Annotated in this window: 12 protein-coding genes; 9 read left to right on the top strand and 3 right to left on the bottom strand. The window is 57.3% G+C overall.

Features of this window, described 5'->3' with window-relative positions:
* Nucleotides 1-54: 54 nt before the first annotated feature.
* The 5 genes from K5E40_RS00660 to fabF all read left to right on the top strand — a co-directional run bounded on the left by K5E40_RS00660 (nt 55) and on the right by fabF (nt 7,669).
* Entirely contained in the window at nt 55-2,655 is a 2,601-nt protein-coding gene (locus tag K5E40_RS00660; RefSeq protein ID WP_221729242.1) for a hypothetical protein, read from the top strand.
* A gap of 259 nt (nt 2,656-2,914) precedes the next feature.
* Nucleotides 2,915-4,909, top strand: a complete 1,995-nt coding sequence (locus K5E40_RS00655) for a nucleoside-diphosphate sugar epimerase/dehydratase (RefSeq protein ID WP_221729241.1) — start codon at nt 2,915-2,917, stop codon at nt 4,907-4,909.
* A 110-nt stretch (nt 4,910-5,019) separates the two neighbouring features.
* Complete coding sequence (locus K5E40_RS00650) at nt 5,020-5,355, top strand: helix-hairpin-helix domain-containing protein (protein WP_221729240.1); 336 nt, start codon at nt 5,020-5,022, stop codon at nt 5,353-5,355.
* A 213-nt stretch (nt 5,356-5,568) separates the two neighbouring features.
* The gene (locus tag K5E40_RS00645) at nt 5,569-6,372 is read left to right on the top strand and encodes an SDR family oxidoreductase (RefSeq protein ID WP_221729239.1); all 804 of its coding nucleotides are present in this window, start codon (nt 5,569-5,571) and stop codon (nt 6,370-6,372) included.
* 22 nt (nt 6,373-6,394) lie between these two features.
* Nucleotides 6,395-7,669: a beta-ketoacyl-ACP synthase II gene (gene fabF / locus K5E40_RS00640; protein WP_221729238.1), complete on the top strand. Its 1,275-nt coding sequence runs from the start codon at nt 6,395-6,397 to the stop codon at nt 7,667-7,669.
* Here the strand turns inward: fabF and K5E40_RS00635 are convergent.
* The 3 genes from K5E40_RS00635 to eat form a co-directional block, all read right to left on the bottom strand.
* Complete coding sequence (locus tag K5E40_RS00635) at nt 7,666-8,223, bottom strand: TetR/AcrR family transcriptional regulator (protein WP_221729237.1); 558 nt, start codon at nt 8,221-8,223, stop codon at nt 7,666-7,668. The two genes, fabF and K5E40_RS00635, sit on opposite strands and share 4 nt — an antisense overlap.
* Before the next feature lie 138 nt (nt 8,224-8,361).
* Nucleotides 8,362-8,529 carry a DUF2897 family protein gene (locus K5E40_RS00630; RefSeq protein ID WP_064503201.1) on the bottom strand — a complete coding sequence of 56 codons (168 nt, stop codon included), beginning with the start codon at nt 8,527-8,529 and terminating at the stop codon, nt 8,362-8,364.
* Nucleotides 8,530-8,751: 222 nt separating this feature from the next.
* The gene (gene eat, locus K5E40_RS00625; protein WP_221729236.1) at nt 8,752-10,116 is read right to left on the bottom strand and encodes an ethanolamine permease; all 1,365 of its coding nucleotides are present in this window, start codon (nt 10,114-10,116) and stop codon (nt 8,752-8,754) included.
* A gap of 404 nt (nt 10,117-10,520) precedes the next feature.
* On the opposite strand from eat, the gene kdpF reads away from it, so the two are divergent.
* The 4 genes from kdpF (at nt 10,521) to kdpC (ending at nt 15,072) form a co-directional block, all read left to right on the top strand.
* Nucleotides 10,521-10,610, top strand: a complete 90-nt coding sequence (gene kdpF, locus K5E40_RS00620; RefSeq protein ID WP_221729235.1) for a K(+)-transporting ATPase subunit F — start codon at nt 10,521-10,523, stop codon at nt 10,608-10,610.
* A gap of 8 nt (nt 10,611-10,618) precedes the next feature.
* A complete protein-coding gene (gene kdpA, locus K5E40_RS00615; RefSeq protein ID WP_221729234.1) occupies nt 10,619-12,328 on the top strand; it encodes a potassium-transporting ATPase subunit KdpA in 1,710 nt (569 codons plus the stop codon).
* Between the two features lie 10 nt (nt 12,329-12,338).
* Nucleotides 12,339-14,396: a potassium-transporting ATPase subunit KdpB gene (kdpB, locus tag K5E40_RS00610; RefSeq protein ID WP_221729233.1), complete on the top strand. Its 2,058-nt coding sequence runs from the start codon at nt 12,339-12,341 to the stop codon at nt 14,394-14,396.
* Between the two features lie 130 nt (nt 14,397-14,526).
* A complete protein-coding gene (gene kdpC / locus K5E40_RS00605) occupies nt 14,527-15,072 on the top strand; it encodes a potassium-transporting ATPase subunit KdpC (protein ID WP_221729232.1) in 546 nt (181 codons plus the stop codon).
* The last annotated feature ends 114 nt before the right edge of the window (nt 15,073-15,186 follow it).

The following is a 15,186-nucleotide window of genomic DNA, read 5'->3' as shown; positions in this document are numbered from 1 at the left end:
TTTGCAAGCGTTTTTTTCCGAATTCCTAAAAATCCAAGAGTTTGTCTTTTGTATATGAATGCTTTTTTCCGTTCTTACATTCTCCAGAAAAAAACACTTGCGGAGTATTGCCGCGGCATTCTGGTTCTTGCGGTTTTGTTTGGTTTCATGATTTTTGTTTCGCCTTTTAGTCGCCCCGTCCTGAATATTGACGTGGTGTCGAGTGTGTCCGGCGTGTCTCAAATGTTTTTTAATGACGGGATAAGTTACAGCGAAGAAAACTCCCTGCAGTTGGCTGTGAAGAAAGGCGATAATCACTTGGCTTATCCACTTTCAATTGTGGCATCTCCCGTTCGCTGGGATCCTTTCAATTCGCCTGGAAGCGTTGAGGTCAGGGGTACAAACGTCACTCTCTTCGGTGTGGAGTTGCTGTCAGGCGGAGTGTCATTCAAGCCGCTCAATCAAATTGAGAAGATAGACAGCGTCTCTGGCAAAACCGTTATTGACATGCACGCGGACGCTTTTGATCCTGAGCTCGAACTGCATTTTGATGTGAGTCAGTTCAGCAAGGCCAGGGCATTATTGAGCGCGGCGGCTGGCGTTGCTGCAGCACTGCTGGTTTTTCTTTTGATTCATTTTGCCAAAAAGTTGAACTCCCTGTTTCGCTCGCTTCCGTCATGGCTGTTCGTGATCGCTTTGTTGGCTTTTTTGAATTTGTACGTTTTTTACGATCATGTGTTTGGGCAAAATGTCTTTCCTTGGGACTTTTCAATCACCTACCATGCCGTTCCCAATTACTGGCTGACGTCCCTGCAATTAGGACAGTTCCCCTTGTGGGTTCCTTTCCAGGGAATGGGCTACCCACTGCTGATGAACATGCAGTCGGGTCTGTTTTATTTGCCAAACTATTTCTTTTATGTATTTGACGTGCCCTACACCGTACATGCGGCGGTTGTATTTCAAGTGCTTCATGTGTTTTTTGCAGGCATTGGCGCCTACGTGCTTTTGCGCAAAGCGGGCCATGATGTTTTAACCGCCACGATTGGCAGTGTTGCCTATAACTTGTTTGGCGGATTTTTCTGCAACTCTGAACACCTTGATATCGTGCGCAGTTTTGTATTTCTACCGTGGATTTTTGCGGGTCTGGTAGATCTCATGAAGAACGGTGTCAAACCGTTTCCGGTGATTATCCTTCCGCTGATGTTGCTGTTTCAGTGGACAGGCGGATATCCGGGCGTTTCGATCAGCATGTTGTTCATTTCATTCGTTTTGATTTTTGTCTCCGCTGTTGCCAGAGAATGTTCATGGAAACACTTTGTCATTGGCGGCGCACTGATGATGAGCGGCGTGATAATGGCGTCGCCGGCATTTTTCCCAGTGCTGATGCTCAAGGGGGAGATTGCCAGATCCTCTGAGGCTGGCAGCCTGGCGAAAACGTTTTTTTCACCTGTGAATTTGACGAGTCTGATGCAGCGCATTGATTATGCCGGGCTTCCCAATGATGTTTCGATGCGGTCGCTGCACATTCTGATCATTCCGTTCGTGTTCATCTTTTTCGTGAACATGGGCATATTCAAACGCAATCTGGGAATGGCGGCTGTTGCCTGCTGTACATTGCTCATGGCTATGGGTGGCTGGGCTTTCGACATCATCGTCAGGTTGTTTCCACCTCTGGGTTACAGCCGATTCCCGAGTGCTGACTATCGTGGGTTTATTGCGCTGGCGCTTATATATTTCGCCATGCTCGGTTATCAGGAGTACAAGGCAAGCAGCTTTGGCGTGGTGAAAGATCGTCTGATCAGGTTTGTCCTTTTCGGTGTACTGACTTACTTCGTTGTGGATCCGTTGCTGGTAAACCAGGACGCGTTTGTCTTCTCGCTCGTTATGATCCTGTGGGTTATCGTCGCGCTGTGCATCCATCGCCTGAAATTGAGTCCACTGATTATTTTCGTGTTGTTTTTCTCAATTCAAGTAGCTGACTTCATACGTATCGAAGCGGGTCAGGTTTATTGGAACAGCCTGGAGACTGGCGAGAAGCATTTCCGCAAGTTCGGGTCACTGGAGACTCCGGCCAAACTGCTCACCCAGCGCATCGAGGGCCTCGACACTCGGGCCGAGCGTAGCGATGAGTTCCGCGGTTACGTCTATGGCTATCAGGGTTACCTCACCGGTATTTACATGGTGGGGGATTACTCCGGGCCCATGCAGTTTCTTCGTCAGCGGTACATCATGGATAATCCTGATTTGCTGACGTACGCGAAAAAAGCGTGGACGCCGGTTCTGTTCAAAGCTCAGCCAGGTGCGGAAGAGGCCATCGCCGCTATCAAGTCGCAGAACAGTGCCGCCCATGAGCGAGTAAGGCTTACGTTGTATAAGCCCAACCAGATTCAATATGTTGTCAAATCTGACTCCGGATTCGGTTTCCTCGAAAATGAAACTTACTTTCCAGGCTGGACGATGACTCTCGATAGCGGAATCAAAATACAAGCCAAGGATATTCACGGCTTCCGGTACTGGGAAATGCCTGCAGGCAACTATAAGGCAGTGGCGCAATTCGAAATGCCCTATTTCCGTACCGCTACTCTTCTGGCGATCTGCGGGGTGATCGGCTATTTGCTGGGTGTCATGTGCCTGCTCATACTCCGCAAGAAGCAGCCCCAGCAGTCTGCTGCATAGGTACGGCTTTCCGCGCCTGCGGGGCCTATGCCCCTCAGGCGTTTCTGATCAACGGCAACCGAACTCCTTTCATGAAGGGCGGCGTTGCCGGATTCGCCATCGTTGCGCAAAAAATCCGCCAGTGTTAAACGAGACGGTCGCCTCTATCGATTAGTCTGCGTGCTTTCGCCCGTGTTTTTTCTGTAACCCGGATCTTTTACTCCGTACAATGCGTCAGCCGGTTCAACCAATGGAGTAGGTCAGATTGGTGCGAGGGAATATGGGAAAGCTACGCGTATTTTTGTTGGCGCTGCCGCGCAGGCAGAAACGATTGATCCAAGTGCTGACGGATACAGTCCTCGTTTGGGCCGCACTGTGGATGGCGTTTATCGTGCGTCTTGGCGTTGATGAGATGGTCAACCCGATCAAAGTACATCTTTGGCTGTTCGTTTGCGCCCCGGTCGTGGCTATTCCCTTGTTCATTCGTTTCGGTATGTACCGTGCCGTCATGCGTTACTTTGGCAATGACGCACTCGTGGCCATCATCAAAGCGGTCAGTTTGTCTTCGCTGATTCTTGCATTGGTGGTCTATTGGTACAGCAACCACGAAACAGTTGTCCCTCGCTCGATCATTTTCAACTACTGGTGGCTGAGCCTGGTCATTATCGGGGGACTGCGCTTGTTGATGCGCCAGTACTTCATGGGTGACTGGTTCAATGCTGCACAGCACGTACCGTTCACCAACCGCGATGATGGGTTGACGAAAGTGGCTATCTACGGTGCCGGTGTGGCTGGGAATCAATTGGTGGCTGCATTGCGCATGGGCCGAGTGATGCGGCCTGTTGCGTTCATCGATGATGATTCAAGCATCGCTGATCGTGCCATTTCCGGCCTGCAAGTCTATAAGCCCAAACATATCCAGCAGATGATTGATGTGACTGGGGCTCAGGAGATTCTCCTGGCTCTTCCATCATCTACACGTGCCCGCCGCCGGGAGATTCTGCACCTACTTGAAGGTTTCCCCCTGCATGTGCGCAGTGTTCCCAATTTCACTGACCTCGCCAGTGGGCGTGTGAAGGTCGAGGACATTCAGGAAGTCGATATTGCCGACTTGCTGGGGCGCGACGCGGTTCCGGCTCAGCCTGACCTGCTGGAACGCTGTATCAAGGGCAAGATTGTCATGGTGACCGGGGCAGGGGGATCCATCGGATCTGAACTGTGTCGACAGATATTTTCCTTGCAGCCGACCACGCTGTTATTGTTTGAACATAGCGAGTTCAACCTTTACAGCATTCTTTCCGAACTGGAGCAGCGTGGCTGCCGTGAGTCTGTATCGGTCAAGCTATTGCCGATCCTCGGTTCCATCCGTCATCAGGACAAGCTTCTGGATGTGATGAAAACCTGGAAGGTCGACACGGTTTACCATGCGGCTGCTTACAAGCACGTGCCGATGGTCGAGCACAATATCGCTGAAGGTGTTCTCAATAATGTTATCGGCACGCTCAATACTGCCCAGGCAGCATTGCAGTCTGGCGTTTCAAACTTCGTATTGATTTCTACCGACAAGGCTGTGCGTCCGACCAATGTCATGGGCAGCACCAAGCGTTTGGCCGAACTGACTCTTCAGGCTTTGAGCCGTGAAATTGCCCCGGTATTGTTTGGCGACAACTCCAATGTCTCCCGAGTCAACAAGACGCGCTTCACCATGGTGCGCTTCGGTAATGTGCTGGGTTCGTCTGGTTCGGTTATTCCGCTATTCCATAGCCAGATCAAATCAGGCGGTCCGCTGACGGTCACGCATCCCAAAATCACTCGCTATTTCATGACCATCCCCGAAGCGGCGCAATTAGTCATCCAGGCCGGATCGATGGGGCAGGGCGGGGACGTCTTCGTTCTGGATATGGGCGAGCCGGTCAAAATCGTCGAACTGGCGGAAAAAATGATTCATCTGTCCGGTTTGAGCATTCGTTCTGATCGCAATCCACAGGGTGATCTGGCCATTGAATTTACCGGTCTGCGTCCCGGTGAAAAACTTTACGAAGAATTGTTGATCGGCGACAACGTTGCAGCAACACCGCACCCGATGATCATGACGGCCAATGAAGATCACCTGCCGTGGGATGTGCTGAAGGCCAAGCTGAGCGAACTGCTTGTTGCGGTTGAGAAAGATGATTACTCGCGCGTCCGTCAACTTCTGCGTGAAACCGTCAGCGGTTATACCCCTGATGGTGAGATCGTTGACTGGATCTACCAGCAGCGCCGACTCGAACCCTGATTGTTTCACATCCTGTAACGAACACATTTTTGACAGGCTCAGATCATCGCCTAAGTTTGGGGAGCAGCTTCGGAAAAGCTGCTTTCTCAAATGATGATGGAGCGTCACTTATGCGTACCGGTTACTTCTATTCTTTGATGTTTGCTTTGCTCACCAGCGCGTCGATCGCCGCTATCGCGGCTCCCGTGACGCCAGAGCAAGCGCCAAAGGCTCCTTTGGTGCTGAATGCCACGGCCCCCTCTGCGAGTGAAAAACTCGACCTCAACGATGCCGATGCGGCGACACTGCAAAAAGAACTGTCCGGCGTGGGTGAAGCGAAGGCAAAAGCGATTGTTGCCTATCGCGAAACAAACGGGCCATTCGCTTCGGTGGAGGAACTGCTGGAAGTGAAGGGAATCGGCAAGGCGATTCTGGATCGCAATCGCGACAAGCTGGAAGTCAACTAAGCTGATTGTTCAACGCCAAGAGGCCGGTCATTGAGACCGGCCTTTTTTGTTTCGCGGCGCCGTGAGCGCGGTGAAACGGCAGTAAGCGTTCGTCGGACGATTAAAAATTATGGCTATCATATTGAGTTGAGATTATGCCTATAATAATTTCCGCGCCATCTGAAGCAGCCTTTCTCAGAGGCGATTGATCCCACAGCGTTTGAGGAATATTTGATGAATTCTGTCCAATCGAAAGGCACCGCTCTCATCACCGGCGCTTCTTCCGGCATCGGTGCCATTTACGCGCAACGTCTGGCTGCCCGCGGTTTTGATCTGCTGCTGGTGGCCCGCGACAAGGAACGTCTGGAGAGCGCCGCAACCTCGTTGCGTGATGCCCACGGAATTCAGGTTGAGGTGCTCAAAGCCGATCTGACGCAAAAGGATGATGTGCTCAAACTCGAGCAGCGCCTGCGCAGCGATTCAAGCATCAGTCTGTTGGTGAACAATGCCGGCGTTGCCGCTGATGGTCTGTTGGCCAATGCCGACCTTGATCAACTGGAGCGCCTGATTCAGTTGAACATCACCGCCGTTACGCGTCTGGCTTCTGCTGCCGCCGCCAGTTTTGCCAAAGCCGGGCGTGGCACGATCATCAATATCGCCTCGGTGGTCGCATTGTTTCCCGAGCGGTTCAACGCGACCTACAGCGCGAGTAAGGCTTACGTACTGAGCCTGACCCAGTCGCTGAACGCCGAACTGGATGGGACCGGTGTGGAAGTCCAGGCCGTGTTGCCGGGCGTAACCCGCACTGAAATCTGGGAGCGCTCCGGGATCGACGCCAGCGGCATTCCTGCCGAGATGGTCATGGAGGCCGGTGAAATGGTCGATGCGGCGTTGGCCGGGCTGGATCAGGGCGAGTTGGTCACCATTCCGTCACTGCCCGATGCCGGCGAGTGGCAGGCTTTCGTAGCCGCGCGGCATGTCATGGCACCGAACCTTTCACGCAGCTCGGCAGCCCAACGCTACAAGGCAGGCAATTGAATTGATCGGAGGTAACCGCGGTATGGATCAGCGTCGAATAGTGGTCACGGGCATGGGTCTGGTTTCACCGTTGGGCAGCGGTGTCGAAGCGGTTTGGCAGCGTTTGCTGGCCGGTCGTTCCGGTATACGCAATTTGCCGGAAGCGGTGGTCGCGGATCTGCCCACCAGTGTCGGCGGACGGGTGCCGACGGTGGAAGAGGATGCCGAAGCCGGTTTCGACCCGGATCGTGCCACGCCACCGAAAGAACAAAAGAAGATGGACCGCTTCATTCTGTTTGCCATGGAAGCGGCCCGACAGGCATTGCAGCAGGCGGGGTGGCATCCCACTGACGCAGACGATCAAGCGCGTACCGCGACGATCATCGGCTCTGGTGTCGGTGGCTTCGGCGCAATTGCCGATGCGGTGCGCACCACCGACAGCCGTGGCCCGCGGCGTTTGTCGCCGTTTACCATTCCGTCGTTCCTGGTCAATCTCGCCGCCGGTCACGTTTCGATTCAGCATGGTCTGAAGGGCCCGCTCGGCGCACCGGTGACTGCCTGTGCTGCCGGGGTTCAGGCGATTGGCGATGCTGCGCGCTTGATTCGCTCCGGTGAAGCGGATATCGCGGTGTGCGGCGGCGCGGAAGCCTGTATCGACCGCGTCAGTCTTGCCGGTTTCGCGGCAGCGCGGGCGCTCTCGAGCAGTTATAACGACACCCCGGAGCGTGCCTCGCGGCCGTTCGACAGTGGTCGCGACGGTTTCGTCATGGGCGAAGGCGCCGGGCTGTTGGTGATCGAGTCGCTGGAGCATGCGCTGGCGCGCGGTGCGCAACCGTTGGCCGAATTGGTCGGTTACGGCACCACGGCTGACGCCTATCACCTGACCGCCGGGCCGGAAGATGGCAGCGGTGCACGTCGGGCGATGACACTGGCCTTGGCACAAGCGGGGGTCACGCCGGATCAGGTGCAGCATCTGAATGCGCACGCCACCTCAACGCCGGTTGGAGATCTCGGTGAGTTGGCGGCGATCAAGGCATTGTTCGGCAGCGAAAAGAACATCGCCGTGACCTCGACCAAGTCCGCCACCGGCCACTTGCTCGGTGCGGCCGGCGGGCTGGAGGCGATCTTTACCTTGTTGGCGATTCGCGACCAAAAGGTGCCGACGACGCTTAACTTCGACAATCCAGACCCGGCGAGTGAAGGCGTGGATATTGTCCACGGCGAAGCGAGGTCGATGCCCATCGAATATGCCTTGTCCAACGGCTTCGGATTTGGCGGGGTGAATGCCAGCGTGCTGTTCAAGCGCTGGGAAGATTAATCCTGCTGGTTTTTCAGATGAGCGCGCGTGACGCCGAGAATACGCTGGGCCAGATCCGGATCTTCGACGCTGCGCGCCAGCACCAGCGCACCTAGCAATGTCGCCATGATCACGACGCTGCGATCGGCGGCGGTTTCGCCACCCAGCGCATTCTGTACTTGCTGCAGTCGCGCATTGAGAACCGCGTCGGTGGTCGGACTGGGCTGGCCGCGCAGACCGAGTTCCGAAGACATGGTCGGTAACGGGCAACCTTCCTGGGGTGAGGTGTGGTGCCATTCGGAGAGATAACTGTCGATGAAGGCTTCCAGTGGACGTTCTTCGGAAAACAGCATCGCGCAATGTGCGTCCAGTTGTGCGCCGGCTTCTTGCAGGGCCTTCTCGACCAACTCGTCCTTGGATTTGAAGTGCGAATAAAAACCGCCATGGGTCAACCCCAGTGCTTTCATCAAGGGTTGCAGGCCTGTCGCCCCGATTCCGTCCTTGCGAAATCGTGCAGAGGCGTCCTTGATGATGCGCTGATGGGTCTGGGCTTTATGGTCCTGCGAGTAACGCATGTGGAACTCTCCGCAACAATGCCACCATCTTAACCACTGAAAATTAAATGGTGACTGTACTTCTACTTCTAAAAAGCATGCAGATAAGTCCAATCGTGCTCGCAAAAACAAACCCCGCCTAATCAGGCGGGGTTTTTGTCAGCGGTCTTGCGCTTCTTTCGCGTCAGCTTCGGCGTTGCGTTCAGCCACGCGTTTGCGCTCTTCATCGGTCAGTTCGACCTTGTTGGCGGTGTCGCGCAGCATCATCAAACCGCCAACGATCGAGCCGATTGCAACAACCAGAATCAACCAGGCATACCAGGGCATAACGGCTCTCCTTAATGCAGCGTGACGGACGAGGATTTCGCCGTGCAACGCTGCTTACCACTTTTGAGCGGAGTGACTCCGCAGTGGTTCCATTCTAGGCCGCTTATGCCCGGTACACCCGAAATCCATGTAGGAGCTGCCGCAGGCTGCGATCTTTTGACTTTGCTTTTTTAAAAACAAGATCAAAAGATCGCAGCCTTCGGCAGCTCCTACATGAAGGGTTTACTGGCCCGTGAGCATCGCGTCGGCCGGCGCATCGGCGCGCAACTGGCCGGTCAGCAGGAAGTAGCCGAACCCGACGGCCATGAAACCGAGGAAGATCAGCCCGATCAACGCATTGAACCAGGCCATCGCCACCAGGCACACCACGGCCAATACCAACGCGATCATCGGAATCAACGGATAGCATGGCGCGCGGAAAGTACGCTCCAGATTCGGCTCCGATTTACGCAGTTTGAACAGGCTGAGCATGCTCATGATGTACATCACGATTGCGCCGAACACGGCCATGGTGATCATCGCGGCGGTGAGGGTCATGCCGCCGAGGTTGATCAGGCCATCGCTGTAGATCGCGGCGATGCCAATGATGCCGCCGACAATGATGGCGCGGTGCGGGGTCTGGAAACGCGACAGTTTGGCTAGTGAAGCAGGCAGATAACCGGCGCGGGCGAGGGCGAAGAACTGGCGCGAGTAGCCGAGGATGATCCCGTGGAAACTCGCCACCAGCCCGAACAGGCCGATCCACACCAGCATGTGCAGCCAACCGGAATTGTCGCCGACCACCGCTTTCATCGCTTGCGGCAGCGGGTCGTTGATGTTCGCCAGCGTGCGCCAGTCACCCACGCCACCCGCGAAGAACATCACGCCCATGGCCAATAACACCAGGGTCAGGATGCCGCTGATGTACGCCTTGGGAATCGTGCGTTTCGGGTCCTTGGCTTCTTCGGCAGCCATCGCCGCGCCTTCGATGGCGAGGAAGAACCAGATCGCGAACGGGATGGCAGCGAACATGCCGGCAATCGCGGGCGCACCAAAAACATCCGAGCCGGCCCAGCCATTGAGCGCGAAGTTGCTGAAGCTGAACGCTGGCGCGACCACGCCCATGAACACCAGCAATTCGGCCACTGCCAGTACACAAACAATCAGCTCGAACGTTGCCGCCAGTTTCACGCCGAGAATGTTCAGGCCCATAAACACAATGTACGCACCGACCGCCGCGTGTTTCGGATCAAGTCCGGGAAACTGCACATTCAAATAAGCGCCAATGGCCAGCGCAATTGCCGGCGGCGCGAAGACGAATTCGATCAGCGTCGCCATCCCGGCGATCAATCCACCTTTTTCGCCGAAGGCACGGCGGCTATAGGCAAACGGTCCGCCCGCGTGGGGAATCGCAGTGGTCAGTTCGGTGAAGCTGAAGATGAAGCAGGTGTACATGGTCGCGACCATGAACGAGGTCACCAGAAAGCCCAGTGTCCCGGCGACGCCCCAGCCGTAACTCCAGCCGAAGTATTCGCCGGAAATCACCAGTCCGACGGCAATGCCCCACAGGTGCAAGGTGCCCAGCGTGGGTTTGAGTTGTGTGTTCATGTGTTTGCTCCCTGAACGGTTTGGAAAGCTCGGGGGAGGGTGTGTGCAGTGGGCGTGCCATTGCGCCGGAACATGTCGCAATAGGCTGAAAGCTGTCGTTATCCAAGATGTTCATTACTGATGGGCACATTTTTGTGCGCCAGTTGGGTGCGATGTTGTTTGGGCTGCCGTCTTCGCGGGCAAGCCCGCTCCCACAGGGTTTTGTGTTGACCGCAGAATCTGTTGCCGGGCTTGCCCGCGATGAGGCCGGCCCAGGCAGGGCAAAACCTGGCTGTAACGCCGGCATAAACCCACTCTTTACGCTTTCTTTATGCCCAGCCAACCCCCTCGCTCTCGTTCCTTTACAGCCTCCTTTCCGACAATGCCTGCACACACGGCAATACGCCGTAACACGGAGATCTTCCATGAGCGTTCTGGACGGGGTGTCACTGTTTTTGGCAGTGGGGCTGTTCACTTATCTGTTGGTTGCGCTGTTGCGCGCGGATCGGAACTAGGAGCGGCTATGCACAGTTATGACTATTGGCTGATCCTCGCGTTTTTCGCGGTGGTCTTGCTGCCGGCGCCGTTTCTCGGGCGCTTCTACTACAAAGTGATGGAAGGCCAGCGCACCTGGTTGACGCCGATTCTTGGCCCGGTCGAGCGCGGCTGTTTTCGCGTGGCCGGGGTCAATCCGCAGGATGAACAGAGCTGGCAGAAGTACGCGCTGGCGCTGCTGGCGTTCAACCTGGCCGGTTTCCTTGTGCTGTTCTCGCTCCTGTTGTTCCAGGATCATCTGCCGCTGAACCCGCAGAACCTGCCGGGCATGGAATGGACGCAAGCGTTCAACACCGCGGTCAGTTTCATGACCAATACCAACTGGCAGTCCTACAGCGGCGAAGCGTCTCTGAGCTACCTGAGTCAGATGGTTGGCCTGACCGTGCAGAACTTCGTCAGCGCCGCCACCGGCCTGGCCGTGCTGGTGGCGCTGTGCCGTGGTATCGGTCGCAAGTCGGCGAAAACCCTCGGCAACTTCTGGGTCGACATGACCCGCGCCACCCTCTACGGCCTGCTGCCACTGTGCCTGCTGCTGGCGCTGTTTCTGGTCTGGCAAGGCGTGCCGCAGACCTTCGCGCATTACGTGAATGCGGTGACCCTGCAAGGTGTTGATCAAGTGATCCCGCTCGGCCCGGCCGCCAGCCAGATTGCGATCAAGCAACTGGGCACCAACGGTGGCGGTTTCTTCGGCGTCAACTCGGCGCACCCGTTCGAGAACCCGAGCGCCTGGAGCAACTTGTTCGAGGTGTCTTCGATCATTTTGATTCCGGCAGCGCTGGTCTTTACCTTCGGCCACTACGTCAAAGACCTGCGTCAGAGCCGCGCGATCATCGCCTGCATGCTCGCTCTGTTTCTGATCGGCGGCGCGACTTCGCTGTGGGCCGAGTACCAACCCAATCCTGCGCTGAACAACGTCGCCGTCGAACAGACCGCACCGCTCGAAGGCAAGGAAGCGCGCTTTGGCACCACCGCCACGGTGCTGTGGTCGGTAACCACCACCGCCGCGTCGAACGGTTCGGTCAACGGTATGCATGACAGTCTCAACCCGCTCAGCGGCATGGTTGCGCTGGTCAACATGATGGTCGGCGAAGTGATCTTCGGCGGTGTCGGTGCGGGTCTCTACGGCATGTTGCTCAACGTGCTGATCGCGGTGTTCCTCGCCGGCCTGATGATTGGCCGCACACCGGAATATCTGGGTAAAAAACTCCAGGCGCGCGAAGTGCAGTTGTTGGTGGTCACGTTGCTGGTGATGCCGATTGGCGTGCTGGTGCTCGGTGCGATTGCCGCGAGCCTGCCAGGTCCGGTGGCCGCAGTGACGAACCCCGGGCCACACGGTTTCAGCCAGTTGCTCTACGCCTACACCTCGGCCAGCGCGAACAACGGTTCGGCGTTCGCAGGCTTCGGTGCCAACACCCCGTATCACAACCTGATGCTGGGCTTCGGCATGTTGCTCGGCCGCTTCGGTTACATCCTCCCGGTGCTGGCACTGGCTGGCAGCCTGGCGATGAAGAAGACCGCACCGATTAGCCAGAACAGCTTCCCGACTCATGGCCCGCTGTTCGTGACCCTGTTGACCGTGACCATTTTGCTGGTGGGCGGCCTGACCTTTTTGCCGACCCTGGCATTGGGACCTATCGCTGAACATCTGAGTATGGCTGCCTTTGGTATAGGGAGCTGAGGAGTCAATGATGAATATGCCCGCAATCAAACCCGTTGCCGTCAAAGCACCGGAACAAGCGAAAACCGCGATCTCGGCCCTGTGGCGCCCGGCGCTGGTGCAAGCTTTCGTCAAGCTCGACCCTCGGCAGTTGGCGCGTTCGCCGGTGATGCTGGTGGTCGAACTGACCGCGATTTTCACCACCGTGCTGTGCTTCATTCCAGACAGTCAGGTGCCGACCTTCGTTGCCGCGCAGATCGCCCTGTGGCTGTGGTTCACCGTGCTGTTCGCCAACTTCGCCGAAGCCTTGGCTGAAGGTCGCGGCAAGGCCCGCGCCGACAGCCTCAAGGCGGGCAGCGAAGGCCTCAGCGCCCGGCGCAAACAGGCCGATGGCAGCTTTCAGGTCGTCCCGGCCAGCAGCCTGCGCAAAGGCGATGTGGTGCGCGTCGATGCGGGGGAGATGATCCCCGGCGACGGCGAAGTCATCGAAGGGATCGCCGCAGTCAACGAAGCGGCAATTACCGGTGAATCGGCCCCGGTGATTCGCGAGTCCGGCGGCGACCGCTCAGCCGTCACCGGCAACACTCGATTGGTGTCCGACTGGCTGCTGGTGGAGATCACCGCCAACCCCGGTGAATCGACCCTCGACCGCATGATCGCACTGGTCGAAGGCGCCAAGCGCCAGAAGACGCCGAACGAAGTGGCGTTGGACATCCTGCTGATCGGCCTCACCCTGATCTTCCTGTTGGTGGTGGTGACCCTGCAGCCGTTCGCTCACTTCGCCCACGGCAGCCTGCCACTGGTGTTCCTGGTGGCGCTGCTGGTCACATTGATTCCGACCACCATCGGCGGTTTGCTCTCGGCCATCGGTATCGCCGGGATGGATCGTCTGGTGCGGTTGAACGTGATCGCCAAGTCCGGCCGTGCAGTCGAAGCGGCAGGCGATGTGCATGTGCTGCTGCTCGACAAGACCGGCACCATCACCTTCGGCAACCGTCGTTGCAGCGCGGTGTATGCAGCGCCAGGCGTCAGTGCTCGCGATCTGGCCGAAGGCGCACTGTTCGCCTCGCTGGCGGACGAAACCGCCGAAGGTAAATCCATCGTCGAGTACCTGCGCGGTTTGCATCCGCAGCCCGAGCCGGCCCCGGAAACCCTGACCGCCGTGCCGTTCAGCGCCGAAACCCGCTTGTCCGGTGTCGATTATCAGGGCCGCGTGTATCGCAAAGGTGCGGTCGATTCGCTGCTGAGTTTCCTCGGGCAACAACGCGCCGATCTGGCCCCGGCCCTGTCGCGGGAAATCGACAAGATCGCCCAGAGCGGCGGTACGCCGTTGCTGGTTTGCGTCGACGGCAGGCTGCTTGGCGCGATCCATCTCAAGGACGTGGTCAAGCCGGGCATTCGCGAGCGCTTTGCCGAACTGCGCAAGTTGGGGATTCGCACCGTGATGGTCACCGGCGACAACCCGTTGACCGCAGCGGCCATCGCGGCTGAAGCGGGCGTCGATGACGTGCTTGCCGAAGCCACCCCGGAGAAAAAACTGGCGCGTATTCGTCACGAGCAGAACGACGGTCGTCTGGTCGCGATGTGCGGCGACGGCGCCAACGACGCCCCGGCACTGGCGCAGGCTGACGTGGGAATGGCGATGAACGACGGTACGCAAGCGGCGCGGGAAGCGGCCAACATGGTCGATCTCGACAGCGACCCGACCAAGCTCTTGGACGTGGTGCAGATCGGCAAGGAATTGCTGGTGACACGCGGTGCGCTGACGACCTTTTCCATCGCCAATGACGTGGCCAAGTACTTCGCGATTCTGCCGGCGCTGTTCGCCTCGATTTATCCGCAACTGGGCGTGCTGAACATCATGCACCTGACCAGTCCGCAGAGCGCGATTCTGTCGGCCATTGTGTTTAACGCCTTGATCATTGTGGTGCTGATTCCGCTGGCATTGCGTGGCGTTCGCGTGCAGGCGGCGAGTGCGGCGGCGTTGCTGCGGCGCAATCTGTTGATCTATGGATTGGGCGGGATTGTGGTGCCGTTTGTGGCGATCAAAGCCATCGACATGTTGCTCACGGCGTTGCATCTGGTTTGACGCCATCGCGAGCAGGCTCGCTCATACATTTGAAGTGCGTTCCCCTGTGGGAGCCAGCCTGCTGGCGATGAACTCGACACGGTCCAACTGATTAACGCGGTATCTGCTTTTTGAATTCGAGGATTTTGAAATGTCCACAATGATACGTCCGGCCCTGAGCCTGCTGGTGCTGATGACCCTGGTCACCGGCGTTGCCTATCCACTGGTGGTGACCGGTGTCGCGCACGTTGCGTTCCCCGATCAGGCCAACGGCAGTCTGGTACACGACGCTGAAGGCAAAGTCCGTGGCTCGTCACTGATTGCCCAGGATTTTGTTGGCGATGCCTGGTTTCATTCGCGTCCTTCGGCGGGTGCGTTTGCGACGGTTTCCAGCAGCGCAAGCAACTTGGCCCCGAGCAATCCGGCACTCGCCAGCCGGGTGATCGACGACGCCAACAAGCTGCAAGTTCCAGGGCAAGGCCCGGTGCCGCTGGCGCTGCTGACCACCTCCGGCAGCGGCCTCGATCCGCACTTGCCTCCGGCGGCAATTGCCTATCAACTGGCGCGTGTTGCGGCAGCACGCAACCTGCCGGTAGCGACCGTGCAGCAACTGCTCGATGCGCACATCGAACAGCCGCTGGTGGGGCCGCCGGTGGTTAATGTGCTGGAACTGAACATGGCGCTGGAAAAACTCTGAACCGGCGGCGCGGCCATTCGCGAGCAGGCTCGCTCCCACAAGTGCAACACTGAACCTGTGGGAGCGGGCTTGCTCGCGAAGAGGCCACAACAGTCACCGCATAACTATCAGGAA

The organism is Pseudomonas baetica (assembly GCF_019733355.1).
Taxonomy (GTDB): domain Bacteria; phylum Pseudomonadota; class Gammaproteobacteria; order Pseudomonadales; family Pseudomonadaceae; genus Aquipseudomonas; species Aquipseudomonas baetica_A.
Note: the sequence above shows the minus strand (reverse complement) of the source record. Positions and strands in the feature narration are given on the sequence as shown.

Coding starts and splice junctions, on each gene's coding strand:
- K5E40_RS00635 (WP_221729237.1), bottom strand. CDS start 8,223: ATGCGTTACTCGCAGGACCATAAAGCCCAGACCCATCAGCGCATCATC.
- fabF (WP_221729238.1), top strand. CDS start 6,395: ATGGATCAGCGTCGAATAGTGGTCACGGGCATGGGTCTGGTTTCACCG.
- kdpF (WP_221729235.1), top strand. CDS start 10,521: ATGAGCGTTCTGGACGGGGTGTCACTGTTTTTGGCAGTGGGGCTGTTC.
- K5E40_RS00645 (WP_221729239.1), top strand. CDS start 5,569: ATGAATTCTGTCCAATCGAAAGGCACCGCTCTCATCACCGGCGCTTCT.
- K5E40_RS00650 (WP_221729240.1), top strand. CDS start 5,020: ATGCGTACCGGTTACTTCTATTCTTTGATGTTTGCTTTGCTCACCAGC.
- K5E40_RS00630 (WP_064503201.1), bottom strand. CDS start 8,529: ATGCCCTGGTATGCCTGGTTGATTCTGGTTGTTGCAATCGGCTCGATC.
- K5E40_RS00660 (WP_221729242.1), top strand. CDS start 55: ATGAATGCTTTTTTCCGTTCTTACATTCTCCAGAAAAAAACACTTGCG.
- kdpA (WP_221729234.1), top strand. CDS start 10,619: ATGCACAGTTATGACTATTGGCTGATCCTCGCGTTTTTCGCGGTGGTC.
- kdpB (WP_221729233.1), top strand. CDS start 12,339: ATGAATATGCCCGCAATCAAACCCGTTGCCGTCAAAGCACCGGAACAA.
- kdpC (WP_221729232.1), top strand. CDS start 14,527: ATGTCCACAATGATACGTCCGGCCCTGAGCCTGCTGGTGCTGATGACC.
- eat (WP_221729236.1), bottom strand. CDS start 10,116: ATGAACACACAACTCAAACCCACGCTGGGCACCTTGCACCTGTGGGGC.
- K5E40_RS00655 (WP_221729241.1), top strand. CDS start 2,915: ATGGGAAAGCTACGCGTATTTTTGTTGGCGCTGCCGCGCAGGCAGAAA.